This is a genomic window from Bacillus sp. COPE52, from assembly GCF_003355115.1.
Lineage (GTDB): Bacteria > Bacillota > Bacilli > Bacillales > Bacillaceae_G > Bacillus_A > Bacillus_A toyonensis.
Genome location: NZ_CP031292.1, coordinates 4,169,023 through 4,195,630, shown reverse-complemented (window position 1 = coordinate 4,195,630; position 26,608 = coordinate 4,169,023). Strand labels below are relative to the sequence as shown.

At 35.2% G+C, this 26,608-nt stretch carries 30 protein-coding genes, 1 pseudogene and 2 other annotated features; of the genes and pseudogenes, 11 read left to right on the top strand and 20 right to left on the bottom strand.

From position 1 onward, the window contains the following. Positions 1-3 precede the first annotated feature (3 nt). Positions 4-516, bottom strand: a complete 513-nt coding sequence (locus DPQ31_RS21055; protein WP_000765312.1) for a YqeG family HAD IIIA-type phosphatase — start codon at positions 514-516, stop codon at positions 4-6. 246 nt (positions 517-762) lie between these two features. On the opposite strand from DPQ31_RS21055, the gene DPQ31_RS21050 reads away from it, so the two are divergent. Beyond that, on the top strand, positions 763-918 hold the full coding sequence (locus tag DPQ31_RS21050; protein ID WP_000850093.1) for a sporulation histidine kinase inhibitor Sda: 156 nt from the start codon (positions 763-765) through the stop codon (positions 916-918). A gap of 139 nt (positions 919-1,057) precedes the next feature. Here the strand turns inward: DPQ31_RS21050 and DPQ31_RS21045 are convergent, their stop codons facing one another. Together DPQ31_RS21045 and sigK are read right to left on the bottom strand one after the other, a co-directional pair. Next, on the bottom strand, positions 1,058-1,846 hold the full coding sequence (locus DPQ31_RS21045) for a phosphatidylserine decarboxylase (RefSeq protein ID WP_001254986.1): 789 nt from the start codon (positions 1,844-1,846) through the stop codon (positions 1,058-1,060). A 294-nt stretch (positions 1,847-2,140) separates the two neighbouring features. Beyond that, positions 2,141-2,854: an RNA polymerase sporulation sigma factor SigK gene (gene sigK / locus DPQ31_RS21040; RefSeq protein WP_000051382.1), complete on the bottom strand. Its 714-nt coding sequence runs from the start codon at positions 2,852-2,854 to the stop codon at positions 2,141-2,143. A gap of 260 nt (positions 2,855-3,114) precedes the next feature. Between sigK and DPQ31_RS29395 the strand changes: the two are divergent. Continuing rightward, positions 3,115-3,345, top strand: a pseudogene (locus DPQ31_RS29395) (hypothetical protein). Between the two features lie 43 nt (positions 3,346-3,388). On the opposite strand, the gene DPQ31_RS21030 reads toward DPQ31_RS29395, so the two are convergent. The 3 genes from DPQ31_RS21030 to DPQ31_RS21020 form a co-directional block, all read right to left on the bottom strand. Further along, a complete protein-coding gene (locus tag DPQ31_RS21030; protein WP_208730957.1) occupies positions 3,389-4,885 on the bottom strand; it encodes a YcdB/YcdC domain-containing protein in 1,497 nt (498 codons plus the stop codon). Positions 4,886-4,973: 88 nt separating this feature from the next. Continuing rightward, complete coding sequence (gene rpmG, locus DPQ31_RS21025; RefSeq protein ID WP_001265617.1) at positions 4,974-5,123, bottom strand: 50S ribosomal protein L33; 150 nt, start codon at positions 5,121-5,123, stop codon at positions 4,974-4,976. A 135-nt stretch (positions 5,124-5,258) separates the two neighbouring features. After that, entirely contained in the window at positions 5,259-5,894 is a 636-nt protein-coding gene (locus DPQ31_RS21020; RefSeq protein WP_141402749.1) for a nitroreductase family protein, read from the bottom strand. Positions 5,895-6,244: 350 nt separating this feature from the next. Here DPQ31_RS21020 and DPQ31_RS21015 point away from each other — a divergent pair, with 350 nt between their 5' ends. After that, positions 6,245-6,895, top strand: coding sequence for a GTP pyrophosphokinase (locus DPQ31_RS21015; RefSeq protein ID WP_000456209.1), 651 nt, complete (start codon positions 6,245-6,247; stop codon positions 6,893-6,895). 28 nt (positions 6,896-6,923) lie between these two features. On the opposite strand, the gene DPQ31_RS21010 is transcribed toward DPQ31_RS21015, so the two are convergent. Together DPQ31_RS21010 and DPQ31_RS21005 are read right to left on the bottom strand one after the other, a co-directional pair. Further along, complete coding sequence (locus DPQ31_RS21010; RefSeq protein WP_001210412.1) at positions 6,924-7,391, bottom strand: hypothetical protein; 468 nt, start codon at positions 7,389-7,391, stop codon at positions 6,924-6,926. A gap of 54 nt (positions 7,392-7,445) precedes the next feature. Beyond that, positions 7,446-8,831 carry an alkaline phosphatase gene (locus DPQ31_RS21005; RefSeq protein WP_000714919.1) on the bottom strand — a complete coding sequence of 462 codons (1,386 nt, stop codon included), beginning with the start codon at positions 8,829-8,831 and terminating at the stop codon, positions 7,446-7,448. A 261-nt stretch (positions 8,832-9,092) separates the two neighbouring features. Here DPQ31_RS21005 and DPQ31_RS21000 point away from each other — a divergent pair, with 261 nt between their 5' ends. Continuing rightward, the gene (locus tag DPQ31_RS21000; protein ID WP_199631808.1) at positions 9,093-9,926 is read left to right on the top strand and encodes a GNAT family N-acetyltransferase; all 834 of its coding nucleotides are present in this window, start codon (positions 9,093-9,095) and stop codon (positions 9,924-9,926) included. A 15-nt stretch (positions 9,927-9,941) separates the two neighbouring features. Then, entirely contained in the window at positions 9,942-10,826 is an 885-nt protein-coding gene (locus tag DPQ31_RS20995; protein ID WP_199631809.1) for an alpha/beta fold hydrolase, read from the top strand. A gap of 41 nt (positions 10,827-10,867) precedes the next feature. Here DPQ31_RS20995 and DPQ31_RS20990 read toward each other — a convergent pair whose 3' ends face one another. The 3 genes from DPQ31_RS20990 to DPQ31_RS20980 form a co-directional block, all read right to left on the bottom strand. Continuing rightward, entirely contained in the window at positions 10,868-11,368 is a 501-nt protein-coding gene (locus DPQ31_RS20990) for a DoxX family protein (RefSeq protein ID WP_000236610.1), read from the bottom strand. A 264-nt stretch (positions 11,369-11,632) separates the two neighbouring features. Continuing rightward, positions 11,633-12,169: a hypothetical protein gene (locus tag DPQ31_RS20985; RefSeq protein ID WP_000935637.1), complete on the bottom strand. Its 537-nt coding sequence runs from the start codon at positions 12,167-12,169 to the stop codon at positions 11,633-11,635. Positions 12,170-12,187: 18 nt separating this feature from the next. Then, a complete protein-coding gene (locus DPQ31_RS20980) occupies positions 12,188-12,790 on the bottom strand; it encodes a histidine phosphatase family protein (RefSeq protein ID WP_097855026.1) in 603 nt (200 codons plus the stop codon). A gap of 169 nt (positions 12,791-12,959) precedes the next feature. On the opposite strand from DPQ31_RS20980, the gene DPQ31_RS20975 reads away from it, so the two are divergent. Together DPQ31_RS20975 and DPQ31_RS20970 are read left to right on the top strand one after the other, a co-directional pair. Continuing rightward, on the top strand, positions 12,960-13,298 hold the full coding sequence (locus DPQ31_RS20975) for a hypothetical protein (RefSeq protein WP_000871278.1): 339 nt from the start codon (positions 12,960-12,962) through the stop codon (positions 13,296-13,298). 70 nt (positions 13,299-13,368) lie between these two features. After that, complete coding sequence (locus DPQ31_RS20970; RefSeq protein WP_000071861.1) at positions 13,369-13,491, top strand: DUF4023 domain-containing protein; 123 nt, start codon at positions 13,369-13,371, stop codon at positions 13,489-13,491. 41 nt (positions 13,492-13,532) lie between these two features. Here the strand turns inward: DPQ31_RS20970 and DPQ31_RS20965 are convergent, their stop codons facing one another. Then, positions 13,533-14,771 carry an eIF2A-related protein gene (locus DPQ31_RS20965; RefSeq protein ID WP_208730956.1) on the bottom strand — a complete coding sequence of 413 codons (1,239 nt, stop codon included), beginning with the start codon at positions 14,769-14,771 and terminating at the stop codon, positions 13,533-13,535. A gap of 230 nt (positions 14,772-15,001) precedes the next feature. Here DPQ31_RS20965 and DPQ31_RS20960 point away from each other — a divergent pair, with 230 nt between their 5' ends. The 3 genes from DPQ31_RS20960 to DPQ31_RS20950 all read left to right on the top strand — a co-directional run bounded on the left by DPQ31_RS20960 (position 15,002) and on the right by DPQ31_RS20950 (position 20,539). Beyond that, positions 15,002-17,749 (top strand): S8 family peptidase, encoded by a 2,748-nt coding sequence (locus DPQ31_RS20960; protein WP_208730955.1) that lies wholly within the window; start codon positions 15,002-15,004, stop codon positions 17,747-17,749. Positions 17,750-17,819: 70 nt separating this feature from the next. Next, positions 17,820-18,049, top strand: a binding site (T-box leader). A gap of 51 nt (positions 18,050-18,100) precedes the next feature. Beyond that, positions 18,101-18,328, top strand: a binding site (T-box leader). A gap of 161 nt (positions 18,329-18,489) precedes the next feature. Then, positions 18,490-20,244, top strand: coding sequence for an aromatic amino acid hydroxylase (locus DPQ31_RS20955; protein WP_087970607.1), 1,755 nt, complete (start codon positions 18,490-18,492; stop codon positions 20,242-20,244). After that, positions 20,225-20,539 carry a 4a-hydroxytetrahydrobiopterin dehydratase gene (locus tag DPQ31_RS20950; protein ID WP_000979552.1) on the top strand — a complete coding sequence of 105 codons (315 nt, stop codon included), beginning with the start codon at positions 20,225-20,227 and terminating at the stop codon, positions 20,537-20,539. The genes DPQ31_RS20955 and DPQ31_RS20950 overlap by 20 nt, the downstream gene beginning before the upstream one ends. Positions 20,540-20,554: 15 nt before the next feature. On the opposite strand, the gene DPQ31_RS20945 is transcribed toward DPQ31_RS20950, so the two are convergent. Together DPQ31_RS20945 and DPQ31_RS20940 are read right to left on the bottom strand one after the other, a co-directional pair. Beyond that, complete coding sequence (locus tag DPQ31_RS20945; RefSeq protein WP_208730954.1) at positions 20,555-21,412, bottom strand: VOC family protein; 858 nt, start codon at positions 21,410-21,412, stop codon at positions 20,555-20,557. A gap of 22 nt (positions 21,413-21,434) precedes the next feature. Next, the gene (locus DPQ31_RS20940) at positions 21,435-21,839 is read right to left on the bottom strand and encodes a DoxX family protein (RefSeq protein ID WP_001071553.1); all 405 of its coding nucleotides are present in this window, start codon (positions 21,837-21,839) and stop codon (positions 21,435-21,437) included. 156 nt (positions 21,840-21,995) lie between these two features. On the opposite strand from DPQ31_RS20940, the gene DPQ31_RS20935 reads away from it, so the two are divergent. Then, positions 21,996-22,541 carry a helix-turn-helix domain-containing protein gene (locus DPQ31_RS20935; RefSeq protein WP_001020691.1) on the top strand — a complete coding sequence of 182 codons (546 nt, stop codon included), beginning with the start codon at positions 21,996-21,998 and terminating at the stop codon, positions 22,539-22,541. A 38-nt stretch (positions 22,542-22,579) separates the two neighbouring features. On the opposite strand, the gene DPQ31_RS20930 is transcribed toward DPQ31_RS20935, so the two are convergent. The 6 genes from DPQ31_RS20930 to DPQ31_RS20905 form a co-directional block, all read right to left on the bottom strand. Then, positions 22,580-22,957 (bottom strand): hotdog family protein, encoded by a 378-nt coding sequence (locus DPQ31_RS20930; RefSeq protein ID WP_000025016.1) that lies wholly within the window; start codon positions 22,955-22,957, stop codon positions 22,580-22,582. Positions 22,958-23,081: 124 nt separating this feature from the next. Next, the gene (locus DPQ31_RS20925; protein WP_000276121.1) at positions 23,082-23,540 is read right to left on the bottom strand and encodes a GNAT family N-acetyltransferase; all 459 of its coding nucleotides are present in this window, start codon (positions 23,538-23,540) and stop codon (positions 23,082-23,084) included. A 56-nt stretch (positions 23,541-23,596) separates the two neighbouring features. Next, on the bottom strand, positions 23,597-24,103 hold the full coding sequence (locus tag DPQ31_RS20920; RefSeq protein WP_000469138.1) for a GNAT family N-acetyltransferase: 507 nt from the start codon (positions 24,101-24,103) through the stop codon (positions 23,597-23,599). Positions 24,104-24,411: 308 nt separating this feature from the next. Then, positions 24,412-24,807 carry an ankyrin repeat domain-containing protein gene (locus DPQ31_RS20915; protein WP_199631816.1) on the bottom strand — a complete coding sequence of 132 codons (396 nt, stop codon included), beginning with the start codon at positions 24,805-24,807 and terminating at the stop codon, positions 24,412-24,414. Then, the gene (locus tag DPQ31_RS20910; RefSeq protein ID WP_000626361.1) at positions 24,774-25,592 is read right to left on the bottom strand and encodes an ABC transporter ATP-binding protein; all 819 of its coding nucleotides are present in this window, start codon (positions 25,590-25,592) and stop codon (positions 24,774-24,776) included. Before DPQ31_RS20910 ends, DPQ31_RS20915 begins: the two co-directional genes overlap by 34 nt. Further along, positions 25,579-26,607 carry a FecCD family ABC transporter permease gene (locus DPQ31_RS20905; RefSeq protein WP_208730952.1) on the bottom strand — a complete coding sequence of 343 codons (1,029 nt, stop codon included), beginning with the start codon at positions 26,605-26,607 and terminating at the stop codon, positions 25,579-25,581. The genes DPQ31_RS20910 and DPQ31_RS20905 overlap by 14 nt, the downstream gene beginning before the upstream one ends. Position 26,608 lies beyond the last annotated feature (1 nt).

The following is a 26,608-nucleotide window of genomic DNA, read 5'->3' as shown; positions in this document are numbered from 1 at the left end:
ACTTTATTCCTCCCAGTTAATTAAACCTTTTTTCTTCATATTTTTCATAATTCTTCGTTCAATTTTTCGATTAAAGCGAGTCACCAATCCATCAGTTTGCGCTACTGGCACAACTAAGATTGTATGAAGTCCTACACGATTTCCACCAAGCACATCTGTAAGCAACTGATCCCCAATTACTACAACTTCATCCGGCTGCAGGTGCATCTCTTGTATCGCACGCTTAAATGCACGAACAAATGGTTTACGTGCACTATGAATAAATGGAATATTTAATGGATCAGCAAAGTCTTTCACACGTTGCTCATTATTATTCGAAACGACCGTTACTTGAATGCCTTGCTCTTTCATTTTTAAAAACCACTCTTCAAGTTGCGGCGTTGCATTTGGACGATCCCATTCAATTAACGTGTTATCTAAATCAGTAATAACTCCTTTAATTCCACGTTTTTTCAAATCTTCTGGTTGAACATGATATACATTTTTCACATATTCATTTGGTAAAAATAATTTCAATTTCTTTCACCTCTTTGAGGATTTTTCATAAAATTTTTCGACAACATTTTTCGATATACAACCTGTGGATAAAATTGTACACACTTTCCACATTAATTTTTCAGTCAATTTGGAATTTACTAACAATCTATACACAATTTATCCACTGTGGTATGTGGATAACCACTTGTTTGTGACTGTCATATTTTTTTGGTACATTAAATGCAACAACGAATCAATCCTTATATTATTAGGAGGTGACTCACCTTGAAAACAAAACATATGGAACAGTTATCTACTGAGTTACTCACTGAGTCTTATTATAAAGCAAAAGAACTAAAATTAAATCCCGACTTCATTTTACTTATAAAACAAGAAATTATTAGACGCTCATTAGAGGACAAGCTTGCCAAATCTTCTTGAGTACATATAGATTACTAATAACCTGTAAAAAGAGCCATCCTACGATGGCTCTCGAATAAACAAGTACTCCCATCTAGGGGGATTTCATCATTAAGCATCTTTGTCCATAACTCTTATTTACGATTATAAAATCTTCTCTTTACTTGTGAGTTAATCGAGTAGCAATTTTTTCACCGAGACGAAGTTCTTGTCCGCTCTTCAAATTCTGCACTACTTCTATCATATCTTTTTCAAACAATAATACAACTGTTGAACCAAATGTAAAGTATGCCATTTCTTCACCTTTTTGAACAGTACTTCTTTCATGCAAAAGCTCAATACTATTAACAAACATAGCCCCTACTTTTACAAGTGCCATATGTTCGCCGTCACTATTCACTTCTGTAACAGAACGATAATTTTTTGACAGTGGTTCTTTACCGTATTCCATACCAGCTGCATTTACCGGATATGATTTTCTACCGAGTACAAATCTTTCAGTCACAGCCCCAGAAAGTGGACTATGAATGCGATGATAATGACTTGGACTCAAATAAATGACCATGTATGTACCGCCTGCATATCGCTTTGCACGTTCTTCATTACCTAGCATATCCACAATTGAATAACGCTTACCTTTAATATCAAATGTTTTTGTATCCTCAATAGGACCGTGGTCAGCAAAAACACCATCAACAGGGCTAACGATACTCGATGTATCTGTATCAATACTACGCTTTCCTTCTTTTAGCCTACGCGTAAATAAGTCATGCAATGTTCTATATTCCTTCAAACCCTTTTCCATCTCATCTTGATTAATTTGAAAAACTTTCGCATATGATGGAATTATGATGGAGCTCAAACGAGATTGTGCAAATTTACGTAATATATAAGAAGTAAAGCGACCATTTGTAAGTTCTATCATAAGTCGATATAATGTACGTCGCAAATTGCGAAACCTCCTAACCAGTCTATAACTTTAGTTTTCCCTTATTTTCTTTCTATATCATATGTAAAACTGGTTCTTATTCCCACATATCATATAGAACTGTTCATTATGCAAATCGAAAACTAAGTTAAGTATGGTATTATTCTTAAATTGTTTAGCACCCTCTAATATTACAGATAGAATCCGTCATTTTCAACAGTGAACATGTATTTCTTCTTAATACAACTCGTTTTCTTTCCTTATTTACAAAAAGAAAAGCAGCCCATTTTAAAATTTGGCTGCTTGCAATGCACATTATTCTTTCGCTTTTTTCTCTTTCTCTGCTCTTACAAATTCATGGAACATTTTCATTAACGCACGCTTTTCAATTCTTGATACGTAGCTCCTTGAAATACCAAGTGCCTTCGCAATCTCCCGCTGCGTTTTCTCCTTATCAAGCCCAAGTCCAAAGCGCTTTACGATAACTTCTTTCTCTCGTTCGTCTAAAATATCGATATACTCTTTAATCTTTTCTAACTCCATACTAAGCTGAATCATATCAATTACATCTTCAGACTCAGATTTTAATATATCAATAAGCGATATTTCATTCCCCTCTTTATCTTGCCCGATCGGATCATGAAGTGAAACGTCTTTTTTCGTTTTCTTTAGTACACGTAAATGCATCAAAATTTCGTTTTCAATACAGCGTGCTGCATACGTCGCAAGCTTTGTTCCTTTCCCTGCTGAATAACTCTCAATTGCTTTAATGAGCCCAATTGTACCAATTGAAATTAAATCTTCTGCATCTTCTCCTGTGTTTTCAAATTTTTTAACGATATGAGCTACAAGCCGTAAATTATGTTCAATTAAAAGATTTCTCGCTTGAGCATCACCTTGCTCCATTAACTCTAAGTACTTTCTCTCATCATCTGATGATAACGGCTGCGGGAACGCATTATTCTTCACATAAGAAACAAAGACAAACACTTCTCGAACCATATATCCAATTGCGGCGAATAGACTCAAACCTTTCACCTCCGCCAAAATAGTGGTCTTTATTATGTGTATGTGGGCGTGAGGTTGTTTGTGTCTGTACGATATCATTCCAATATGTTTTTACACATAATATTTGTCTCAAAAAGCTTTGCTACATATACTTAAACAAAAGATTGGAGAGTGGAATATGAAACATTTCATTACCCTCTTGTTCATAAGTAGCTTGTAAGAGATGAACTCCTTGTACGCTCTTGCAAGCTACTTGTACTACAAGGAGTGATTATACAAATATGAAATTTGAAAGAACACGTGCTTATACAAGGCACCAACGTCAGCGTACGATGCGCCGAAAGATGATTATCGTAAAACATGCATGAGGACATACACCTAAAACAGCTGGTATTTTTGCAAAAAGAAAAATTCACTGTTCCTGTGGAATGTGCACAACAAAGTGGAGAACAGAAGGACCACCTGCTAGTGTACAAAAGTGGTTATACAAAATCGATATATACGAAGAATAAATCGTTATTTCTAAAAAAAGGTCTTCTCTCGAAGACCTTTTCCTTATTCACTCCAAATTTTCTCCCCAGTATGCGCATCAATATAACGAATTTCTCGACTACAATCGAAGGATTCTTTATGATTTTCATCCGTTGTTTGTTTATACAATAGTACGTAGTTCGTTTCCTCTACATCATTTTCTAAAAACCATTCTAAATTCACTCGCATGGCCCCTCTGTATATTTCTAGCGCTTTTTCTTTTGTTATTTTTATTGTTGTTTCATATGTAAGTAATTCTTTTATAAAGTTGCTAGACTCTCCGGAGTAGTGCATCACAGCACCATTTTCTGCATTGATATTGACCCTAAATTGGTTATACTCTGCTGGAATACCATTCACATATACGGAAAAGGTAAACCTTTCAATCCCATCTTCTGCTTCTTCACGTTCTTCCCAAAGTCGTAGATATTGTGTGACATCTGGAATAACTTGTTCCAAAAATTGAAGTGCTTTTTGTATGCATTCCTCTCTAGACAGTATTTGCTTTACTTCATTATCGTCTGTCAGTTTTATAAAACCAGTTAATTCATTGGTAGATTTATCAATCATAACGCCAACAAAATTATTATATTTTAACATCGGTAAATGCTTTTTAAAAAATTCATTCATTAAATATGGATTCTTTTCTTCTTTCTGTTTCTGTAATTCCTCTTTCGGAACAAATTTCATCCTTATTTCATAATCATTTTCCTTCTCAGCTACTTTTGTAAAATTTTCTTTATCCCAATCAAACAAATCGAATATATCCTCTTGTCGAATACCTTTTTTCGGGTTTTCAACAGCTACAGTTAGAGGCAATTTATAATGATCTGTTCCAAACAAATCTTTACCTGTACTTACATCAATAAACGCATGACTAGGTTCTGGTTCATATACAAGATGATACCCTTTTACTTCCTCACCATTTTCATATTTACATGAAGAATGTGTTAAATCTACAAATACAAGTCTCATATCTTGTCTAGCTTTCAGATTTTCTAAAACGACGTTCTCCTCAACAATTTCACTTGGCCATAACGGTTTTTTCTCAATAGCTTTTTGTCCATTATAACGAAAATGTACAACATTGCCTGAAGGATGAACTCGCACAACACACCCTGCATTCGGTAATGGGTAGCCATTCACTTCTTGCATATAATTTACTTCTTTCCACCCACGCCTGTCATCCTTAACCGTTATATATGTATAAAACTCATATCCTTCTTTTGTATATTTTTTTAAGAATGCATTTGCAATCTCTCTTGCTTTATTCTCATCTATCGCTTCCTTACCACTCGAAAAATAAATTTCATCATCTATACTAAATTCAATTAAATTACCAGTATGTCTATTCAACGTAATTTGTATCGTTCTCTCCTCATCCTCTTTATGCTCCCACCATACTAGATGATATGGGTCATCCACACCTTCTTGATCATCTACAACAAGCCTATATTCATCTGGAATGTCAATCATATGAGCCACTTGCTCTTTTCTTTCTTTATCTTTTTGATTCATCATACCTCTCCTCGAGTTACAATTTAAGGTAATTATAACAAACAAATCCAAAACTTATTAATAAAAAAAGACTAGAGAAATCTCTAGTCTTTTACTTCGTTTCACGATGTAACGTTACTCGCTTTAATCGTGGACAATATTTTTTTAGTTCGATGCGCTCGGGATTGTTTCGTTTATTTTTTTTAGAAATGTAATTACGATCACCGCACTCCGTACAAGCTAATGTAATATTTACACGCATATGTAATTCTCCTCTCTTTCAAAGATTGCAACTAAAACGTAATGATTACGATTTATATATTATATAACTTCATTCTATTTGTCAATTACACAACAAAAGGATTCTAAATAGAACCCTTTTGTTTTTAGTAATCTATCATTTTGATGAAAACGATTCGTATGTAACGAACTCGCTAATTGGCTTTCGATATCCTCTAGGACGAATTTTAGTAGTATCACTTTTCCCTATCGTAACCATTAAAACAGGTACTATATGCCCTGGCATATTCAACTCATTTTGTACTGCTTTTTCATCAAAACCAATCATTGGACACGTATCATAGCCGTAATATTTAGCAGCGTACATAAAAGTCATTGCGCTTAACGAAGCATTTCTAATCGCTTCCTCTTCCATGAACCGCTCTCCTTTTCTTTCATATAACCCTTTCGTTTGCCTAATTGTATCTTCATATTCACATTCATCAATCATTTTTAAAACCTTCATACCAAAATAAATATTTTCAACATTTTGATACGCTCTCTTATCACCACAAACAAGCACTACAGCAGATGCACTCGCTACTTTATATTGTCCGAAAGCTAATTCTTTTAATTTTTCTTTTCGCTCTTGATCACGAATTACGACATAATGTGCATGTTGCAAATTATAACAAGAGGGGGAAAGCTTTGTTAACTCAAATATTTTTTTAAAATCCTCATCAGGGATTTCTATGCCTTGTATAAATTTCATTGCGGAACGCCTAGCAGTTGCCAATTCTTCAAAGTTCACCATATATCCTCCTTAATAACTATAAATTTAAATATACATTAATTTATATAAATGAATAAATCAAATTAAAACACTTTAAATTACAGATAATAATTATGATTTACAAAAAAAAGACAAAAAGCTGAAACAATTAGTTCATACGAAATTCACATGAATCTATTACTATAGAAGTTGTACATAGTGAATTTATTAACAATCACGTTTACTCATATAGAATCTCACTCGAAAGGAGTTGAAAGTATGAAAACTAAATATCGTTTTATGATCTCATCATTTGCTGCTTGTGCTTATATGATTTGGTATTTAGTATAAATAACAACCTCACTTGTAAATAGGAAAAGGTGTGTATATAAATGGAATATAATCAATCAACAGTTAACTACTGGAAAGCTTTTGTATTACCGTATACATTTGCTTTAGAAGAGTTAAAAACAAAATTTGAAATTATGAACCGGGAAGCTCAATTTTTAGAGGATTACAACCCGTTTGAACATATAAAAACTAGACTAAAACAACCTGAAAGTATTATAAAAAAGCTAGAGCGAAAAAACTTATTGCCAACAATTGAAAATGCTCAAACAAATTTGCAAGATATCATTGGTATTCGTATTACATGTTGCTTCGTAGAAGACATCTATCATTTAAAAGAAGTAATTCAAAAGCGTGAGGATATGGAAGTCATAGAAGTAAAAGATTATATCGCTAACCCAAAAGGAAACGGATATAAAAGTTTACACATGATTATTAAGTATCCCTTATCACTAAATTCTGGTACAAAAGATGTATTTGCAGAAATTCAATTACGTACACTTGCAATGGACTTTTGGGCAAGTTTAGAACATAAACTTTATTATAAATATGAAGGAAATATACCTGAATATTTAAAAGATGAACTACATGATGCAGCAATGAAAGCTGAAGATCTTGATAATAAAATGGCAACAATTCGTCAAGATATTGATGACATTGAAGCATGCTCAAATCAAATTCTGTTACCACTATAAAAAAGGTTCTCTTCAAGGAGAACCTTTTTTATTTCTTCTCTATCGTGCGGACCTCTTCGATCTTCCAGGTCTCATCTTCTTTTCCAAGCGCATACTGTACTTTCTTTTGAATAGCAATTTCCCCATCTAATTCTTTTTCCTTTGTTTCAACAATAATATACCCTGCTTTACTAGCTTTCATATCTATATGTTCCAATTCAATTTTTTTATTTCCCTTTTGAAAAGCTGCTTCTTTTTGTGTTTTTAAGTCTTCGGCACTAGGTAGCTTCTTTGAAAATAACTCCATATGTTCAGCAAATTTTCGTTCATTCGTCGTCCGTACAAATGCCTCAATAACATCTTGAATAGACTGTTCTTCCTCTTTCGTTATCTGTACTTTTTCTTCAGTTTTTTTCGTAGTAGATTTTTGTTCTATATTATTCTCTTGAGGTTGACATCCAACTAGCAATAATACAAAGAATAGAAGAAAACTTAAATTCCGTAAAAAAAATCTCATCTGTCCATCTCCTAAAAAGAAAAGTGAGGCATTTTGCCTCACTTTCGTTCATAATTAGCGTCTTCCTTTATTCGGGTCGCCACCACCAACAATATCAAAGACACGTTTCGCTATATTTGTATTCTCTTGAACACCGGAGAATAAGTATTTACCTGGTCCAAATGCATATACGTTTACATCTTCACCTGTATGTCCACCTGTTGTCCACCCTGTAACCGAACGCTTATTGAAGATATCTTCAATCGCATTATCAATCTTCGTTACATCTTTTGATGGAGCTATATCATTTACAGCTTTAATTTCTTCTGGTGTTAATTGTAAATCGATATATTTTTTCAATGTTTCTTCTACATTTGCACCTTTTGCAATCTCATTTGCCATAAAGTCTGGTGTACGTTTTGCAGCTTTAATTGGATCTACTTTAAAGTTGTACTCACCATTCGCACCTAGAGATAATCCACCTGTAGCGTGGTCTGCGGTTGCAACGACTAACGTATTTTTATCTTTTTTCGCAAACTCAATCGCTGCTTTAAATGCTTTTTCAAAGTCCTCCATTTCACTCATTGCACCGACAATATCATTATCATGCCCAGCCCAGTCGATTTGACTTCCTTCAACCATTAAGAAGAAACCATCTTTGTTTTTGTTTAAACGTTCAATTGCTGCATTCGTCATTTCTTCTAGTGAAGGTGTTTTCTCATTGCGATCAATCATTTTATCTAAACCGCCTGGTGCAAATAAACCAAGGATTTGATCATTTTTATCATTTAACAATTGATCTCGATCTGTTACGTAGCTATAACCAGATTTCTTAAACTCTTCTGTAAGATTACGATCTTTTCTAACAAAGTTCTTTACACCGCCGCCAAGCATAACATCAACTTTATGCTTCCCTTTAATTTTTTCATCAAAATAATCATTTGCAATTGCGTCCATATTTTTACGGCTAATATCATGAGCACCGAAAGCAGCTGGTGTCGCATGTGTAATTTCAGAAGTCGCAACAAGTCCCGTTGATTTCCCTTTTTCTTTCGCTTGTTCAAGAACAGTTTTCACTTCTGCTTTATCATTATCAACCGCAATTGCCGCATTATATGTTTTAATCCCTGCTGACATAGCTGTTGCCGCTGATGCAGAGTCTGTAATATTTTCATGTTCATCTTCCGGATATGTTTTTTGTGTTCCTACAAGATGCTTATCAAATTCTGTAGATTCCATCTCGAATGTTTTTGGATTATCCTTCATATAACGATGAGCCGTCATATATGAAGGACCCATGCCATCTCCAATTAACACAATAACATTTTTAATCTTTGCATTGTTTCCGCTCTCATCTGCATTAACCTCACTAGAACGTGTAAAATTCCATGTTGCTACCGAAGTAACTGCTAACGACGCCACAACTGCAAATGGCCATGCTTTTTTTACAAACTTTTTCACTGTCTTGTCCCCCTAATTAGGTTATTCATTTCCCACTATCAAATTTAATAGAAGACTGTTAAGGGAAAATTAGTTATATGTAAATTTTTTGTTAACTTATGTAAATATCAGTTATAATTTGTATAAGTTTGTCTTTTCATATCAAGCATCGTTCCCTTTACAATCTAAATATAAACAAGTTGGATTTCCTTTAACGTAAACCTCTTATTTTACATTTCGAATCTATTTTTATGAAAACAAATAGAAATGTGGTGTACTTTTATGAAAATAGTAAAGCTAAATGAATCTTTCATTTTTGAATTACTCAATCTTTGCAAATCTGTTGGATGGTTACAAGATGAAATCTTTATGAAAAAACAATTCAAAATGTACCTCTCTATTGGCACACTTGTAGGTTATATTCATGAAAATAAACTCATTGCAACTGGAGGTGTATTTCCCTTTACAAGTAGCTTTTCTTCCATTGGCATGTTAATCGTTCATCCTCATTTTCAAGGACGAGGAATTGGACGTATGTTACTAGATAGCTGTTTGAAACACGCTCACTCAAAACAACCAATTGCACTTATTGCAACAAAAGCTGGCGAGCCCTTATACACATCATGCGGATTTCAAACAGTAACGACGATACATCGTTTTGAAAAACAAACTACTAAGACGAATACCATTCAAACACAACAAGTGAAAGAAAAAGACCTTATCTCTATTACCTCTCTCGATGAAATTGTAACTGGTGCCAATCGCTCTCTACTCTACTCATTATTATTACCAAGAGCTGTACACTCTTTTAAAATTGAGAGAAATAACTGTATAGAAGCTTTTTCCTTCTGTATACAGAAAGGGAATATTTTATGTATCAATCCACTTATCGCAAAACAAGAGGAAGATGCTATTCGATTATTAAAAAAGATTTGTGAGTGTTGGCATGGTATCGTACGAATTGATGTCCCGCATTCACAATTTACATTTCGTAACTTTCTTCAAACAGACAATTTCCAAGAAACGCTCCTTTCACCTCTTATGATAAAAAATGGTAGCCAACTTCCTGGAAATCGTAATATGCTATTTGCTGTGATAGATACAGCATTATGTTAGAAAGGAGACAACTAATTGAAGCAGTTTAGCTATTTTATGGTAGGTTGTCTTACTCTTACACTATTAGTAGGATGTATTGCAGCAGAAAAGCCAGTAGAACAAGTAAAACAAGTTAAAAATACAATTACAGCAAAACTAGCTACCGAGGAAAAAATGGTAGAAATAGACGGTCAAACGATTTACTTTAAAAAAATCGGTAATGAAAAACCACCTTTACTTATGATCCATGGATTTGGAGGATCATCAGATGGTTTCCAAAAGATTTATTCCGATTTAGCAAAAGATCATACGATTATTTCTGTAGATGCTTTAGGATTCGGGCGTTCATCTAAGCCGATGGATTTTTATTACTCTTTCCCAACTCATGCAAATTTGTATTATAAATTAATGAAAAAACTAGGGTATGATTCATTCGCAATATTAGGGCATTCGATGGGTGGAGAAATTTCTCTTAATTTAACATATTTATACCCTGAAGCGGTTACCCACCTTATTTTAACTGACGCTACAGGTGGCCCTCATACATTCGTTCATAAACAAGGATCACCAAAGCCACAGTTGTCGACTGATTTAAGTGCCGTTTCTTCAATTGCAGATTATGATGAGAGCAAAGTGAAATTCAAGCGTAATGATGAAGAGCATTATAATAAAATGAAGTTATGGCCTAGACGACTTAAAATCAATGCAAATGAAATGAAACAACCAACTTTAATTATATGGGGAAGAAATGATAGTAGCGTTTCTTGGAAAGAAGGAGAAACGTATCACCAATTCTTAACAAACAGCACTTTACATATTATTGAAAAAGGTTATCACGCACCATTTCGCCAAGAACCACAAGAATTTGTAGGGTATGTAAAAGACTTCTTTAACAATAATCCGATCCAATTTGAAAAATAACATAAACGGGTATCTCATTTTGAGATACCCGTTTTCATATATTAAGCAGCTTGCTTTTGACGTTTTTGAGTTTTTGATCCCAATACTTTCGGGATAATGAAACCATCCATTCCAAATTTCCCAGCGTTCATACCGGAAACAAGAACAAACATAGATAAGATAACCATCTCAGGGTTCACACCGATTGACCCACTAAACATATAGGAAAAGTTCATTACAAGGCCAAAAAAGACCGCTGTTTTTGTTAAACAGCCTACAATTAAACCAATTCCAACTAAAATTTCTCCCCATGTTACAAGTGTATTAAACAAATCTACATTTGGAATTGCAAATTCTTGTAAAAATGATGCCCACCAAGATTGAACAGCCGGTTGTGCTCCTTTAGATTTTTCAATTGCACCTTGTAAATAACCCGTTGCATCGAATCCTTTTCCTTGTAGTTTACCAATTCCAGCCATTAACCATGTGTAACCAAGATATACTCGAATTACTGCTAATACAAAAGAAACTGCTTTGTTTTCTCTTAAAAATTGAATAACCATATCTTCCTCCTAAAGGTGTAATTAAGTCAGTTACAGATAATATAATAACATTAGTTACTTATTTTTCAAACGTTAATTATGAATAATTTGTGTCATACATATTAAACATTAAAAACTAACGTTTATATAGTAACTTTTATTACCTATAAAAACTTGAACATATCATACCACAGCTGATAATCATTTTCATTGAAAAAATTGTAAAAAAAATGTGTGCTAAATGTGAAACGTGTTTATTCTATATTTAAATAAATACGTCTCGCACTACTTATATAATCGAAAAGTATCGGTCTCTTCATCAATTAATCTCGCTTCTTGAAAGGCTTCTTCTAACGTTTTGTCATGGTTAATAACACTGTAAAATAAGCGTATTGTAAACATAAGCGCTGCATTCCCATCTACGTAATCTATCGACCCAATATACGATTTCGCGCCACTATATAAAAATGATTCTGCTAATTTCCCCTCCCCTAACGTGCACCCACTATTTACAATATGTGTATTATGCAATTTTGCATATTTATAAATTTCTTTCGCTCCAAAGTTCCCTCTCGGTTCATCTTGTTCGTAAATATCTTCACCTAACTCTTCCATGACAAACTTTCCTTCCTCACCATGAAAGCAAAAAACAACATAATTGATATCGTTATATAAGTTCTTTCCAGAAAGAATTTCCACGAAATCATTCGGCCTACCAATCCAATATGTCACAACTCTTGCCCCAAAATATTCAAGCGATGCTCGGATTGATTGTGCCTCTAAATCAGAATTAAAGCCAACTACTAGTGCAACATTCAACATACACCCTCCATCCTATAATTAGATCTCCTCAATCAAACTTTTAAGGGATACATCCATTTTATATATACCCGTTTCTTTCAAAAAATCAGATCTAGTTAAAACGACTTTCTGTAAATATTGCCGATACGCTGTAATTGTCCCGTCGTGAGATACAATGCAAATTCTTTCCGCCCCCAGCTCATAACACCAAAGAAGAAATTCATCTACTATTTGCTGAAAACGATTCTCTGAAATAGTATTTATACCTTCCGTCCATAACTGCTTATTTGTACTTTTCGCAATCGAAAAATGTGGAAATAAATTTGTTATTATTCCTTGATCTACTATGTGATCACATGGTAATGTTTTCGCTCCTTCTCGATAAGGAAAAATACGTGGGGATGCATATGGATGAACGATTTTTTGACAAGCTACTTTCTCACTCCATATCGCCGCCGTTTGTAAAGTTCTAAGTGTAGGGCTAGCGATTAATATATCTGTTTTCTGTAATGGTACATTGAATTGAATGAATCCAGCCTGATTCCTTCCCTCATCCGTTAATGATGGATTCAACATTTGTAAACTTGCCGGCAAATCCTTTGTATGTTCTCCTTCACCGTGCCGAACAAAGACGAGTTTCATACCCATCCTCCTCTCTCCATAAAATCCTTCAACATAATTTCTTCCCTATCTCATTCATTATTCCTGCTATAAAAAAACAATATGTAAAAAACATTTGACATAAATAACAGGAAAATATTACAATTGCATGTGTAAAATACTTTTTACAAGGGAGAGGGGAATTATAAATATGAAATGGATAACCATCTTAATTGGAATGATTATATGGGGATATATAAACGGATTTTTTAGTAGTGATAAAACTGCTAATCCTTGGATTACAGATGATGAACGAGAAACAAAAATTAAACAGAAAGCAATTATTGCAAGCTGGTCCGGTGTTTTTATGTTTTGTACCATTAACCTCTTAAACAAATGGTTAGGTGTAGAAACAAACAATACATCACCTTACTTACCATCTTCTATCGCAACTATTTTAAAAGAAAATATAGAGTTACAAATTTTATTTATGCTATTTATTACGTATGGCATCTTTTACATATACTACCGAAGAAAATTAAGCGCTTAACTTTTTATCTCATGATTATCCTCCTAAATGGTTATAGTAATTAGGACGAAATGAAAGGAGCGATAGAAAAATGAGTAACTCGAATGATTTTTTAGATACACTGCATGAAAAACAAGCAAAAGATGAACAAAATAGAAAACGTCAGGGGAACGGAAACCCAGCGAAAAAGAAGCCAAATAAAACACATAAATAACAATAAAAAACCTGCCTAAAATTATCTTTTAGGCAGGTTTTTTATTCTTCTTTCACCGAGATAACATTTTCCCAATTCCATTTCTCGTAATACCACTCTGGTACATCTATATTTTCAATCCACTTCATTTCATGCTTCCCATCTTTATGAGCAAGCCATACATCCGCTTTCTTACGGTCTGAACGTATCCATATTAATTGATTACTATTATTCATGAAGAGCGGATGATAATCTCCTTGCCTATGAGGTGGCTTTGTAATTCGATGTTGTTCGTCGCTTGTACTATCGATTTCATATAAAGATGGTAGTGGTCTTTTTTCTGGTGGAGTTTCTATCCCCGCCTCTTTTGCTCGTGAAACGATAATTACGTTATCATTCTTCCATGTAAAATCCCAATCGACATATCCTTTCGGTGTAAATGTGTTCTGTTGAAGTGCTGGCAATTCTTTTACTTTTAAATGTTTATTCTCTAACGCAACTCTCCCGCTTCCTTCAATATAGGCCAATATATCGTTGGCTGGCGCCCATTTGAACCATTGTGTGTTTAATAACATTTGATCTACCTTTTCAAAACGACTACCATCTGCACGAACTAAGCAAAGCGTATTGCTATCAGCTGACCATGAAGCTGTCGGTACTGCTAAAAATGAAATCCACTTTTGATCTGGCGACCACTGAAAGCCACTTGCAACTAATGCTAGGAAATCATCATGTTCATTTGGTAATGCATACAAATGCTTCATTTTGTGAGGATTCATATGTGCATCTTTTTGTACTTCATATAGCTGGGCTCCTGTCCACCCTGTTGGAAGTAAATGTGCTTCAGAGGATACAAAAAACTTCTTTCCACCAGGATACCATGCATAATCTCCTACACCTGCCGATACATTTTCAAAATCTGTATTCTTTTTTTCTACATCAAATGTATTTAATGTACCTGTAAATATAAATGCAATTATATTTTCTGTTGGTGACCATTGATAATTCGATGCTTCTGAGTGAAACGGCGTAACTTTCTTTCCATCTTTCAGCCGATATAACTCAAGACTACCTTCTTTCTTTCCTTTTACATATGCCAGCCACTCTCCATCATGAGACCACTTTGGCCCTGTTATATACTCTCCTTTTGTAAGTTGTTTCTCTTTCCCCTCAACTTTAATCCAGAGGTCATGATGACGAATAAAAGCAATTTTCGCTTCATTATTTTCTGCGCTACTATTAATGATTGAACATAAAAATAAGACTAACATTGTACCAACGCTTACTATGAACCGTTTCATAATACCCCTCCATTTCCCTCATAGCATTCCTCAATGTCCACCTACAATATGTAAAAAATACCTATTCGACATAATCAGAAAAAATTTCCCAAGAAATTTTAAATTCATAGAGGATTGGTATGAATTATGTCGAAAATATAGTTTATCTAACATCCGATTATGTAATTCGAGAAAAATTTGTAAGATTAGTTTTTCGGAATATTGACACTTTTTTATCAAGGGGAGTTTCTATGAAAAAAACTACATCTACACTACTGAGTATGGCGCTCGTCTTTTCCAGTTTTGGAGCTTTAAGCGCCCATGCTGAATCACTGCAAAAAGAGAAGCAATTTAGTTCACAGTTAAAAGCAAACATTACACAATGGGGAGAAAATAAAATTGCGCAAAATGTTGAAACAAAAACATCAAAAGAAATATCTGTCATTGTAGAATTGCAACATGCTCCACTCGCTTCACAAAGTAACATTCAACATGCTCCAGATTTACAAAATAATAATGCCCAGTCTTATCATGCGCAACTAAAAAAAGCACAAGAAGATACTACTAAGAAAATAAAAGAAAAAGCACCGAAAGCAACGATAAAAGAAACGTATAGTACGTTATTTTCTGGGTTTTCTATCTCTATCCCAGGGGATCAAATTACCGCTCTAGCTTCTTTACCTGAAGTAAAAGCAATTTATCCAAACTTAACATACAAATTACATGAAACGTCAAAAAGTCCGGCTAATCAAGAAACACCAAATATTGGAGGACCGACAGTTGGTGCGCCTGAAGCTTGGAATTTAAAAGATCCGACTGGCAAACCACTTGATGGAAAAGGAATGAAAGTCGCTATTATCGATTCAGGTGTAGACTATACACACCCTGATTTAAAAGCAAATTATATCGGCGGCTATGATACAGTCGATGAAGATAATGATCCGATGGACGGAAACGTACACGGTACTCATGTTGCTGGAATTATCGCTGGTAATGGAAAAATAAAAGGGATTGCTCCAAATGCCTCTATACTTGCTTACCGTGTCATGAATGATGGGGGTACTGGTACAACCGAAGATATTATTCAAGGTATTGAGCATGCTATTCAAGATGGTGCCGATGTTTTAAATCTATCTCTTGGTCAAGATTTAAATGTACCCGATCAACCTGTAACAATGACGCTAGAACGTGCGGCGAAACTTGGTGTTACTGCGGTCGTATCAAATGGAAATGATGGACCCAAACCTTGGTCTGTAGATGCACCTGGGAATGCAAGTAGTGTCATCTCTGTTGGAGCATCTACAGTTTCTATTCCATTTCCAACATTCCAAGTAGCTGGTTCCAATAAATCTTACCAAGGATTACCGTTATCAAAATCGGATTTCCAAGTAGGAAACGATGCCCAGCTTGTATATGTTGGATACGGTAATCCAAGTGATTACGCTAAACAAGATGTAAAAGGTAAGTTCGCGCTTGTCTTACAAGGGACTTCGAGCACGTTAGTAAAAGCAGAACAAGCAAAACAAGCTGGCGCTCTCGGCGTGCTACTAATTTCTAACGAAAAAGAAATTAATATTATGCCAGAATATTTTGGTCGTGAAGAAGTAGCTCTTCCTGTTATGCAGCTATCCAATACGAATGGCGAAGAGTTGAAAAGTTTAATTACAAAACGAAAGAAAAATATAAAAATTGGACAACCAAAACAAACAGAACTTATTGGTAATTTTAGTTCAAGGGGACCATCACAAGGAAGTTGGCTTATAAAGCCTGATGTTGTTGCACCTGGCGTACAAATTACAAGTACAGTACCAAGAGGTGGCTATGAATCTCACAATGGGACAAGTATGGCTGCGCCGCAAGTAGCTGGAGCCGTTGCTCTATTACGTCAAATGCATCCTGATTGGACGACAGAACAATTAAAATCATCTCTTGCCAATACAGCCGAAACATTAAAAGACGTAAATGAAAACACATATCCTGTTATGACACAAGGATCGGGCTTAATTAATATTCCAAAAGCAGTAAAAACGGACGCATTAGTTACACCAAACAATGTAAGTTTCGGTCTAATTAAACCAAATAGCGGAAAAGTAAAATTAACACAAAATATTACATTACAAAATCTTTCTAGCAAAAAGAAAAACTTTTCAACTCGCATTGAACTATTAGATACAAAAACGAAAGTTCAAACTTCTTTCGCTTCTTCTGTGAGCGTAAAACCGAATAGTAACATAGAAAAACCTTTTACCATTACTGTGGATAGTTCTTTGCCACAAGGTGTATATACAGGGAATGTATATGTAAAAGAACAAGGTAAGACAGAAGAAATACGTATTCCATTTACATTTAGCATTGATCCAAAAGAATACAAACGTATTGATGGCCTTGAAATTGTTAATTCTACTTTCAGTCCAAATAATGACCAAATACTAGATGACAACCTTATCAATTACTATTTAGTTACACCCGTTGAGGATGTAACGTTTCACGCTAATTTAATTACGAAAGACCGAGTAACCTATCAAGGTATCGTTTATCAAGGTAAAAATGAAACACCAGGTTATAAATCTTTCAAATGGAATGGTACAAAAGTTGGTGGATCCCCTCTGCCTGACGGCTTATACCAAATTGAAGCTGTTGCTTCTAATTCTGGTGGAGAAACGAAACAAACTGGGGCTGTGTTTGTCGACCGCACTGCACCTAAATTAACACACGAAGTTGATCAAGAAAATCTCATAATTAGAGGGAAAGTAACTGATATACTGTTAGATTGGATGACAGAATCCGGATGGGTTGCTCCAGGGCATCCTGTCACGATACAGTATGAAATTAACGGGAATGGTATATGGGAAAATGCATTCCTGAACCATTGGGAGAAAAACTACGAAATTTATTTCGATCGTAGTCAATTACAGCAAGGAAAGAATACAATTCACATTGTAGCAACTGATGCCGCTGGAAATACATCTAATTTGAATGTTGATTTAGAAGTGAAATAATTAAATTATTGTTGACAATCTTTTAAAAATAGTTTTATAATACGAAACATAGTTTAGTTGAACGAATTATATATCGGCTTTGAAGGAATACTAGTAGCGACTTATATCCCTGTCTCAGAGAACTGATGGTTGGTGTAAATCAGTACATATACAAGCGTGAATTACAATTCTGGAGCTTCTTTCCCGTAGTGCACATAGTGCATGAAGAGGAAGACGGATCTTTCCGTTATCTTAAAGTGAGTGGTAAACAATTTTTATGTTTACAATTAGGGTGGTACCGCGATTTTTATCGTCCCTATCGGATTTTCCGATAGGGGCTTTTTTGCGTCCTTCCCTTTTATACAACTTCATATATACGCATTGAAAGAATCGCAGTAGTATATTATATCCCTGTTACAGAGAGCTAGTGGTCGGTGGAAATTAGCACATATATAAGTACGAATTACAATTCTGGAGCTTCTTTTTCGTAGTGCTTTTATGCATGAAGGAAAAGACGGAGTTTTTCCGTTATCATGAATTGAGATGTAAGTGTATTTTCACTTACAAATAGGGTGGTACCGCGATTCTTTCGCCCCTATCGGATGTTCCGATAGGGGCTTTTTCTATTTCTCAAAGAAACAAATGTTAAATAATTCCGAATCTTATGATAAAATTTTATAAGCGCTTACAATTTGAAAAGGGGTGATATAAGCTATACGAAACTCATATTCAATTTTATAGAAAACAAGGAGGATGTCTAAATGACAAAGAAAATAGAAATCCCATCGCATTTAAAACCATTCGTATCCACACAACATTATGATCAATACACACCGGTGAATCACGCTGTGTGGCGTTACATTATGAGACAAAATCATAGCTTCTTAAAAGACGTTGCCCATCCAGCCTATGTGAATGGACTACAATCATCTGGTATTAATATAGATGCAATTCCAAAGGTAGAAGAAATGAATGAATGCTTAGCACCAAGCGGCTGGGGAGCTGTAACAATTGATGGCCTTATTCCTGGCGTCGCATTTTTCGATTTTCAGGGGCACGGATTACTACCAATTGCAACAGATATTCGTAAAGTAGAAAATATCGAGTACACACCAGCTCCAGATATTGTACACGAAGCGGCAGGACACGCACCGATTTTACTTGATCCTACATATGCAAAATATGTGAAACGTTTTGGGCAAATTGGTGCAAAAGCTTTCTCTACAAAAGAAGAACATGATGCATTTGAAGCTGTTCGTACATTAACGATTGTCAAAGAAAGCCCTACTTCTACTCCTGATGAAGTTAAGGCTGCTGAAAATGCTGTAATTGAAAAACAAAACTTAGTTTCTGGTTTATCAGAAGCTGAACAAATTTCACGTCTTTTCTGGTGGACAGTGGAGTACGGATTAATTGGAAATATTGACGATCCAAAAATTTACGGTGCTGGTCTTCTTTCCTCTGTCGGCGAAAGCAAACATTGCTTAACAGATGCTGTAGAAAAAGTTCCTTTCTCAATTGAAGCTTGCACAGGGACAACTTATGATGTGACAAAAATGCAACCACAGCTATTTGTTTGTCAATCATTTGAAGAGTTAACTGAGGCGCTTGAGACGTTCTCTGAAACGATGGCATTCAAAACAGGTGGCACAGAAGGATTAGAAAAAGCAATTCACTCCGAAAATCATGCCACAACTGAGTTAAGTAGCGGATTACAAATTACGGGTACATTTACAGAAACAATTAAAAATGATGCCGGCGAAGTCATTTACATGCGAACAAGCTCTCCAACTGCATTAGCAATTCATAATAAGCAGTTGGCAAATCATTCTACCTCTGTACACAGTGATGGATTCGGGACACCGATCGGATTACTAAATGGTAATATCGCACTAGAAGATTGTACAGAAGAAAAGTTACATTCATTAGGCATTACAATTGGAAACAGCGCAGATTTTACTTTTGCAAGTGACATTCATGTAAAAGGAACAGTAACTGATATTGTAAAGAATGATAATAAAATTGCCCTTATCTCGTTTATAGATTGTACAGTTACTTATAAAGATCGTTTACTATTTGATGCTTCATGGGGCGCATTTGATATGGCTGTTGGCTCACAAATCACTTCAGTATTCCCAGGTGCCGCAGATGCAGCAGCATTTTTCCCAATGGATGAAGAAGTTCAAGAAATTCCTGCTCCACTTGTACTGAATGAACTTGAACGTATGTATCAAACAGTTCGAGATATTCGAAGTGAGGGGATTTTACACGACGCGCATATCGATCAATTAGTAGCAATTCAAGAAGTATTAAATACATTTTATGCGAAAGAATGGCTGCTTCGCCTTGAAATATTAGAATTACTTTTAGAGCATAACAAAGGGCATGAAACATCTGCAGCATTACTACATCAACTTTCTACTTTCACAACTGACGAAGCTGTAACACGCCTTATTAACAATGGTCTTACGTTACTTCCAGTAAAGGGTGTGAGAAATGATGCTAAGATTAACTGAAGAAGAAGTTCGCGAGGAGTTATTGAAGGTAGATAAATGGATGGTAAAAGATGAGAAATGGATTGAACGAAAATATATGTTTTCCGACTACTTAAAAGGAGTCGAATTTGTCTCTGAAGCCGCCAAACTATCAGAAGAACATAATCACCATCCATTTATCCTTATCCAGTATAAAGCAGTTATTATTACTTTGTCATCTTGGAATGCAAAAGGTTTAACGAAACTAGATTTTGAGCTTGCAAAACAATTTGATGAACTATTTTTACAAAACGAAAATGCAATTATAAGAAAATAAAAAAGAGAAGCCTTTTTAGGCTTCTCTTTTTATTTTGAAATGGATACAATGTCCAAATGGATCCTCGACTTGTAATATTCCATCTTTGTACGTAGCAATTTTGCCAATATTTTTTAAGCTTTCACATACTTGCTCTTTTTGTTTTTCATCCGCTAGTACAATTGTGAAATATTTCAAACCAACAGAACCTGGCATTTGCGGTGGTACCCCTTCACCTTGCCACGTATTTAAACCGATATGATGATGATAACCACCTGCTGATACGAACAACGCTCCATTACGAGCTGGGATCGTTATTTCAAAACCAAGACCATCAACATAGAAACGTTTCGCTTCCTCTAAATCAGCTACATGGAAATGAATATGCCCCATCACAGTACCAGCTGGAAATCCATTCCATGTACTTCCTTGCTGTAATAATTCTTCACCAGCTAACGGGTTACTAACAAATGGGAGTTCTCCATTCTCATCACGCCAAACTTCTTTTTGTCGATCATGATAAATTTCAATCCCGTTTCCATCTGGATCAGCTAAATAAAGAGCTTCACTAAAGTAATGATTGGCTCCACCATGTAGTGGATATACCATCTCTACAAGATGACGAAGAACATTCGCTAAATCCTGCCTACTTGGTAATAAAATTGCGTAATGATATAACCCTGTTCTTGCTCTTTGCTTCGGAAAAGCTTCTTTCTTTTCTTCAATGATAAGAAGTGGTTCATCATTTTCATTCCCAAATGTAACGACTGCTTCTTCTTCTTTTAGCACCTTCATACTTAGTACTTCCGTATAAAACTCTAGTGATTTCTTTACATTAGATACGTATAAATGAACAACATCAAGTGTTGTATCGGGATGAAGTTGAAAACTCATCTTGTTAGCCCCCCCATTTAAATTAGTTCTTCTTTGACATTTTTTCTTTTAAGAAATTATCTACAAAACCATCAGCTTTTGCAACAAATAAGTATGCACCCATTGCTAATAATGCAAGTTCTAATTCGAAACCAGGATTTTTTCCATCTCCCAATAAACCAGCTGACCATTTCACTTTTACGATTGCCCCAACCATAACAAGTGCAAATAATAATCCAATATATCTTACACCTAAACCTAGAATTAATAATAGGCCTCCAACTAATTCAAATGTTGCTACACCGTATGCCAGTCCTCCTGGTAAACCAATGCTTGTAAACCATCCTGCAATATTGTCAATTCCTGATTGGAATTTTGTTAAACCGTGCATAAAGAACGTTACCCCTAACACGATACGAATAATTAAGTTACCAATATGTTGATTCATTTCTTTCTCTCCTTTATAGTTTTCTTATACAAAACTTTTATTCATATTACAAAACATACACTAATTTTTTTTATTCGTCAATTCATTTTCATTGGGAAAAAATATTTTTTTTTTGCTATGATACAAATAGTTGTTTACAAAAAGGAGCTTGATTTTATGAATATTGGTTCTGCAATACGTGAAATTCGTCAACGTAGAGGCATAACAATTGCACAAATTTGTGAAGGAACAGGTCTTTCTAAAGGCTTTATGAGTCAGGTTGAAAATAATAAAACATCACCATCTATCTCAACGTTAGAAACGATCTCAAATTTTTTAAACGTTCCCCTTCCCTATTTATTGTTAGAACAAAAAGATCGATTGAAAATTGTTAAAAAAGAAGAACGAAAATACAGTGTATACGGCAAAGATGAGCAAAGAATTGAACATGTTGCGGAGCAAGGTGGCCTTCGCCTGAATCTCGTAGAAATTCCTGCCGGGTTTCCGAAAGAAAACTCACCAAATGCCCATGAAGGTGAAGAGTGCCATCTTGTATTACGCGGAAAGCTAGAAGTTCAACATGGTGAAGATATTGCAATTGTAGAAGAAGGTGATTCTTTCTCTTGGAATGCATGCGTTCCACATATTGTTCGTAATGTAGGAAAAGAATCCGCACTATTACTTATCTCTAGTCATGCGGAGAATCGAAAACGCGTTTACTAATCAATAAAAAAGAAGCCTGCTTCAAACAGGCTTCTTTTTTATTCTCGTATAATCCCGTAACTTGTCCCAACTAGCACCGTCTTTTCATGTTGATTGCGATAAACTGATTCGATTGAAACTTTTTTATACCCTTCCATTTGCTCTATATTTGTTAAAGTTAATTCACAAGTAATCGTATCCCCTGTAAAAACTGGTCTAATAAACTCACTTACTAATTCTCTTGCTATGTAATGTAACTCTTCGCCTACTTTCGTTCCAATGCTAGCAGTCAATAAACCATGAACCATTAATCGGCCATTCTCATCATATTCCATATGATGTCTCCCTTTATCACCTGTAATATTTGCAAATTCGAAAACTTCTTCCTCAGTAAATCTTCTTTCATATTTAAATACTTCCCCAACTTTTATACTCATTTTTATCCCCCTATTAATAAACTGAATTTTCTTTCATTTTATCATGAAATGAGTCTTAATTCATTTTCTATTACAAAAAATAATTAGAAATACTTATAACTGTATTTCTTTACTTTTCACCCATTTACCGATGACCATCTCTTTTTGCGATTTGGTATCCATAATACGCACATGTACCATTTCTGGATAACTCTCTAACTTCAAATCCACAACTTCTATAAAAATCAAAATTGTTCGCAGATGTATGTGCAAACCAATCACCATGGGGAAGCTTTTGTAAACAAAGAGCTACAAGTTTCTTACCCAATCCTTTCCCCCTATACTCACACTTCACAACCAAATTTACTATGTTAGCAACCATCATTTGATCAGAAATCACTCTAACCATCGCAACCATTTCTTCTTCATCCCAAATTGTGAAAGCCCATGTTGAATTTTCAAATGCAAGCGTAAATTTTTCAATTTGCCAAGAAGGGATATTATCATTACTCCAACCGGCATCTTCAAATAAAGTTTTAATTGCATATGCTGGTACTCCATTCGTTCCTTCACGGATAATAAGCCCATTATGGTAAATATACATGTAATCCCCCCTTTATTTTTATATACCATTCTTCAAAAGATGCAATTTACCTTTTTTCATCCAACTCGCTTAATCGAATAAACAAGAACATCCATCCCCTGAAATGAAGTTGTTTTCTCATAACTAAGCCCTGTTTTTCTAGCAACAAATATTGAGGCGGGATGGTTCGGATTAATAAGAGAAATTAATTTATTCATTTGTAATGCTTGGAAACCGTAGTCTCGAAATGCCGCAGCTGCTTCTTTCGCATACCCTTTTCCCCAATACTGAGGAAGTAACCAATAACCAATTTCAATTTCCTCTTTTCCATCTATCTTCTGCTTTACTAGTCCCGCATGACCAATTCGTATTCCCGTTTCCCTTTCAATCATTACAAATAAACCGAGACCATTTTTATAATTAGGAATTACCCACTCCTCCAAGCTTTTTTTGCATTGCATATATGTTTTTAACGTCCCATTTCCAATATAGCGCATTACCTTCTCGTTTCCCCATAGTGAAGCGTAGAACTGTAAATCATCCATTGTATATTTGCGAACTTGTAAACGATCTGTATGAAACATTTCTGCACTCCTTCCCACTAATGTGTTCTTTATTTCACGACCATATTTTACATGTATAATAAGTATTACTACCTATTATAAATGAACGAAACAAAAAATGCAGAATGTTCATTCTTTTACCCGATAAAAAAAGCAGTAGACAAATATTGTCTACTGCATCCATATCATAACTAGCACAAAGAAAACTACAATTGAGGGGGGTGTAGGATTTTCAAATATACTAGATACTTATCCCGTTCTAACGGGCGGTAAACTTTTCAATTATTTGAAAGTGAAAAGTTTACCGCACATAAGAACTTTTGCGGTCATTAAGAGAGCACTGTTAAGTAATCAAACACACGCTGTGCTTTTTCTCCACCCATTCGCGCATGTTGAAGAAGGGAAATACCATGTGGGCCAGATGCACGTAATGCTTCTGGTTGTGCTACTAAAATAGCTTGTACAACTTCTAACTCTCCAAGCATAGCTGCAGCAAAAATATCCATGCGAGCACCCTTTTCCAGTAAATAAAGAGCAATATCTTTACGACCTACATGTGCCGATGCTCCTAAGGCACTTTCCCAATCTAATCCGCCCCAATTGTAAGAGGCATGAAGTAAGCTGGGCGATTCAACCAACAGTTCCTGTACTTTTTCTAAATTTCCGTGAGCTGCCATAACAAATTCTCTTACTAACTCAGTGGTAATACGCTCTTCTGTATGCATCGCTCTTCTCCTTTTTTAGAAATTCGTTTCGGTGTAAAAAATGGTTTGTCACTTCCTTGAAAAATATCCACTTCTATACCAAATACATATTGAAACATTTCATGACATAATACTTCTTCTGGTACACCGTCATACTGAATCTCCCCTCGCTTTAATACGAGTAAACGATCACTATATTGAGTAGCTTGGTTAATGTCATGTAAAACCATTACAATTGTCATACCAAACTCCTCATTTAATCGTTTCACAAGTTCCATTACTTCCAACTGATGAACGATATCTAAAAAAGTTGTTGGCTCATCTAATAATAAAACATTCGTGCGTTGTGCTAGCGTCATTGCAATCCAAGCACGCTGCCTTTCTCCTCCTGATAAAGATTGTAAAAGACGATATTCATACCCTTCAAGATTTGTAACAGACAATGCCCAATTAACAATTTCTTCATCTTCTTTATTTAAGCGAACACTCCATGATTTATGGGGGCCTCTTCCAAATTCAATTAATTCTTTCACTGTTAAATCTAATTGATGATCATGCATTTGTGGTAACATCGCTAATTGCTTCGCTACATCGGCACTCTTCATCGTATGAATATTTTTCCCATCTAAAATGATTTCCCCTTCGCTTTGTTTAAGTAGCCTTGCCATTAAACGAAGCAAAGTAGATTTCCCCGATCCATTCGGTCCAATTAAACTAACAACTTCTCCAGCTTTAATATGTACATTCATATTTTGCATTTGAAATCTTTCAGAATGTGCGTAAAACACTTTTTCAACGGAAATCACGTTGTTTTCCTCCTCTATGAATTAAATATAAGAAGAACGGACCACCTAAGAAGGATAATAAAATACCAACAGGCAATTCGATTGGATCGAACCAACTTCGAGCTATCGCATCCGCAAAAACAAGTAATACCCCGCCGCCAAGACATGATAGAGGCAGCAAATATTTATAATCATTTCCAACTAATAAACGTAGCATATGCGGTACAACAAGACCGACAAACCCAATAAGTCCAGAAACACTAACTGCTATTCCAGCTAATAATGTACTTACTACGATTAAATAAAAACGACTTTTTTCCACGTTATGTCCTAATAACTTTGCCATTTCATCTCCAAGCATTAATAATCGAATATGCTTAATACCAAAGAAGGCTAATATAATAGCAAATATCGCATAATAAATAATCATATTTAAATGTGCCCAGCTTACACCACCAATGCCACCAGCTAACCACGGTAAAACAGATTGTACTTTGTCACTATGTAATAACATTAATGCTGACGTTGCAGCACCAATCAATGCATTAATCGACACACCGACTAAGACAATTCTTGAAGGTGGTGCCCCTTTTTGCCATGATAAAGCATAGATGACCATTGCTGTGATGAAAGCTCCTAAAAACGCCCCTAGCGGTAAAAAAGCCATGTGCTGAGGAAATAAAATCATAATTATAATTGCTACAAGACCCGCTCCAGATGAAACCCCGATAATACCAGGGTCTGCAAGAGGGTTTCTCATAACCCCTTGCAATAATGCACCTGATGCCGCTAAACACGTTCCTACTATAAATCCAACGAGCACCCTTGGTATACGAAGATCCCATACAATTCGATGAACTATCGAACCTTCATCTTGCATCCCTGTTAGGATGTCTCGTAAAGAAAAGGATAAACTTCCCGCGAAAAGACCGTAAAAAAGACCTAGAATCGTTAATACGACTAAAATAACTGCTATTCCCCATCTTTTTTTCGCAAAAGGATGTTCCTTTTCTCTTACTACTTCATTACTCTCCATA

What these genes read in the sequence shown, in the direction of transcription:
- DPQ31_RS21030 (WP_208730957.1), bottom strand. Translation starts at nt 4,885, where the DNA reads ATGATGAATCAAAAAGATAAAGAAAGAAAAGAGCAAGTGGCTCATATG.
- rpmG (WP_001265617.1), bottom strand. Translation starts at nt 5,123, where the DNA reads ATGCGTGTAAATATTACATTAGCTTGTACGGAGTGCGGTGATCGTAAT.
- DPQ31_RS21020 (WP_141402749.1), bottom strand. Translation starts at nt 5,894, where the DNA reads ATGGTGAACTTTGAAGAATTGGCAACTGCTAGGCGTTCCGCAATGAAA.
- DPQ31_RS21015 (WP_000456209.1), top strand. Translation starts at nt 6,245, where the DNA reads ATGGAATATAATCAATCAACAGTTAACTACTGGAAAGCTTTTGTATTA.
- DPQ31_RS21010 (WP_001210412.1), bottom strand. Translation starts at nt 7,391, where the DNA reads ATGAGATTTTTTTTACGGAATTTAAGTTTTCTTCTATTCTTTGTATTA.
- DPQ31_RS21000 (WP_199631808.1), top strand. Translation starts at nt 9,093, where the DNA reads ATGAAAATAGTAAAGCTAAATGAATCTTTCATTTTTGAATTACTCAAT.
- DPQ31_RS20990 (WP_000236610.1), bottom strand. Translation starts at nt 11,368, where the DNA reads ATGGTTATTCAATTTTTAAGAGAAAACAAAGCAGTTTCTTTTGTATTA.
- DPQ31_RS20985 (WP_000935637.1), bottom strand. Translation starts at nt 12,169, where the DNA reads ATGTTGAATGTTGCACTAGTAGTTGGCTTTAATTCTGATTTAGAGGCA.
- DPQ31_RS20980 (WP_097855026.1), bottom strand. Translation starts at nt 12,790, where the DNA reads ATGAAACTCGTCTTTGTTCGGCACGGTGAAGGAGAACATACAAAGGAT.
- DPQ31_RS20975 (WP_000871278.1), top strand. Translation starts at nt 12,960, where the DNA reads ATGAAATGGATAACCATCTTAATTGGAATGATTATATGGGGATATATA.
- DPQ31_RS20970 (WP_000071861.1), top strand. Translation starts at nt 13,369, where the DNA reads ATGAGTAACTCGAATGATTTTTTAGATACACTGCATGAAAAACAAGCA.
- DPQ31_RS20965 (WP_208730956.1), bottom strand. Translation starts at nt 14,771, where the DNA reads ATGAAACGGTTCATAGTAAGCGTTGGTACAATGTTAGTCTTATTTTTA.
- DPQ31_RS20960 (WP_208730955.1), top strand. Translation starts at nt 15,002, where the DNA reads ATGAAAAAAACTACATCTACACTACTGAGTATGGCGCTCGTCTTTTCC.
- DPQ31_RS20955 (WP_087970607.1), top strand. Translation starts at nt 18,490, where the DNA reads ATGACAAAGAAAATAGAAATCCCATCGCATTTAAAACCATTCGTATCC.
- DPQ31_RS20950 (WP_000979552.1), top strand. Translation starts at nt 20,225, where the DNA reads ATGATGCTAAGATTAACTGAAGAAGAAGTTCGCGAGGAGTTATTGAAG.
- DPQ31_RS20945 (WP_208730954.1), bottom strand. Translation starts at nt 21,412, where the DNA reads ATGAGTTTTCAACTTCATCCCGATACAACACTTGATGTTGTTCATTTA.
- DPQ31_RS20940 (WP_001071553.1), bottom strand. Translation starts at nt 21,839, where the DNA reads ATGAATCAACATATTGGTAACTTAATTATTCGTATCGTGTTAGGGGTA.
- DPQ31_RS20935 (WP_001020691.1), top strand. Translation starts at nt 21,996, where the DNA reads ATGAATATTGGTTCTGCAATACGTGAAATTCGTCAACGTAGAGGCATA.
- DPQ31_RS20930 (WP_000025016.1), bottom strand. Translation starts at nt 22,957, where the DNA reads ATGAGTATAAAAGTTGGGGAAGTATTTAAATATGAAAGAAGATTTACT.
- DPQ31_RS20925 (WP_000276121.1), bottom strand. Translation starts at nt 23,540, where the DNA reads ATGTATATTTACCATAATGGGCTTATTATCCGTGAAGGAACGAATGGA.
- DPQ31_RS20920 (WP_000469138.1), bottom strand. Translation starts at nt 24,103, where the DNA reads ATGTTTCATACAGATCGTTTACAAGTTCGCAAATATACAATGGATGAT.
- DPQ31_RS20915 (WP_199631816.1), bottom strand. Translation starts at nt 24,807, where the DNA reads ATGCATACAGAAGAGCGTATTACCACTGAGTTAGTAAGAGAATTTGTT.
- DPQ31_RS20905 (WP_208730952.1), bottom strand. Translation starts at nt 26,607, where the DNA reads ATGGAGAGTAATGAAGTAGTAAGAGAAAAGGAACATCCTTTTGCGAAA.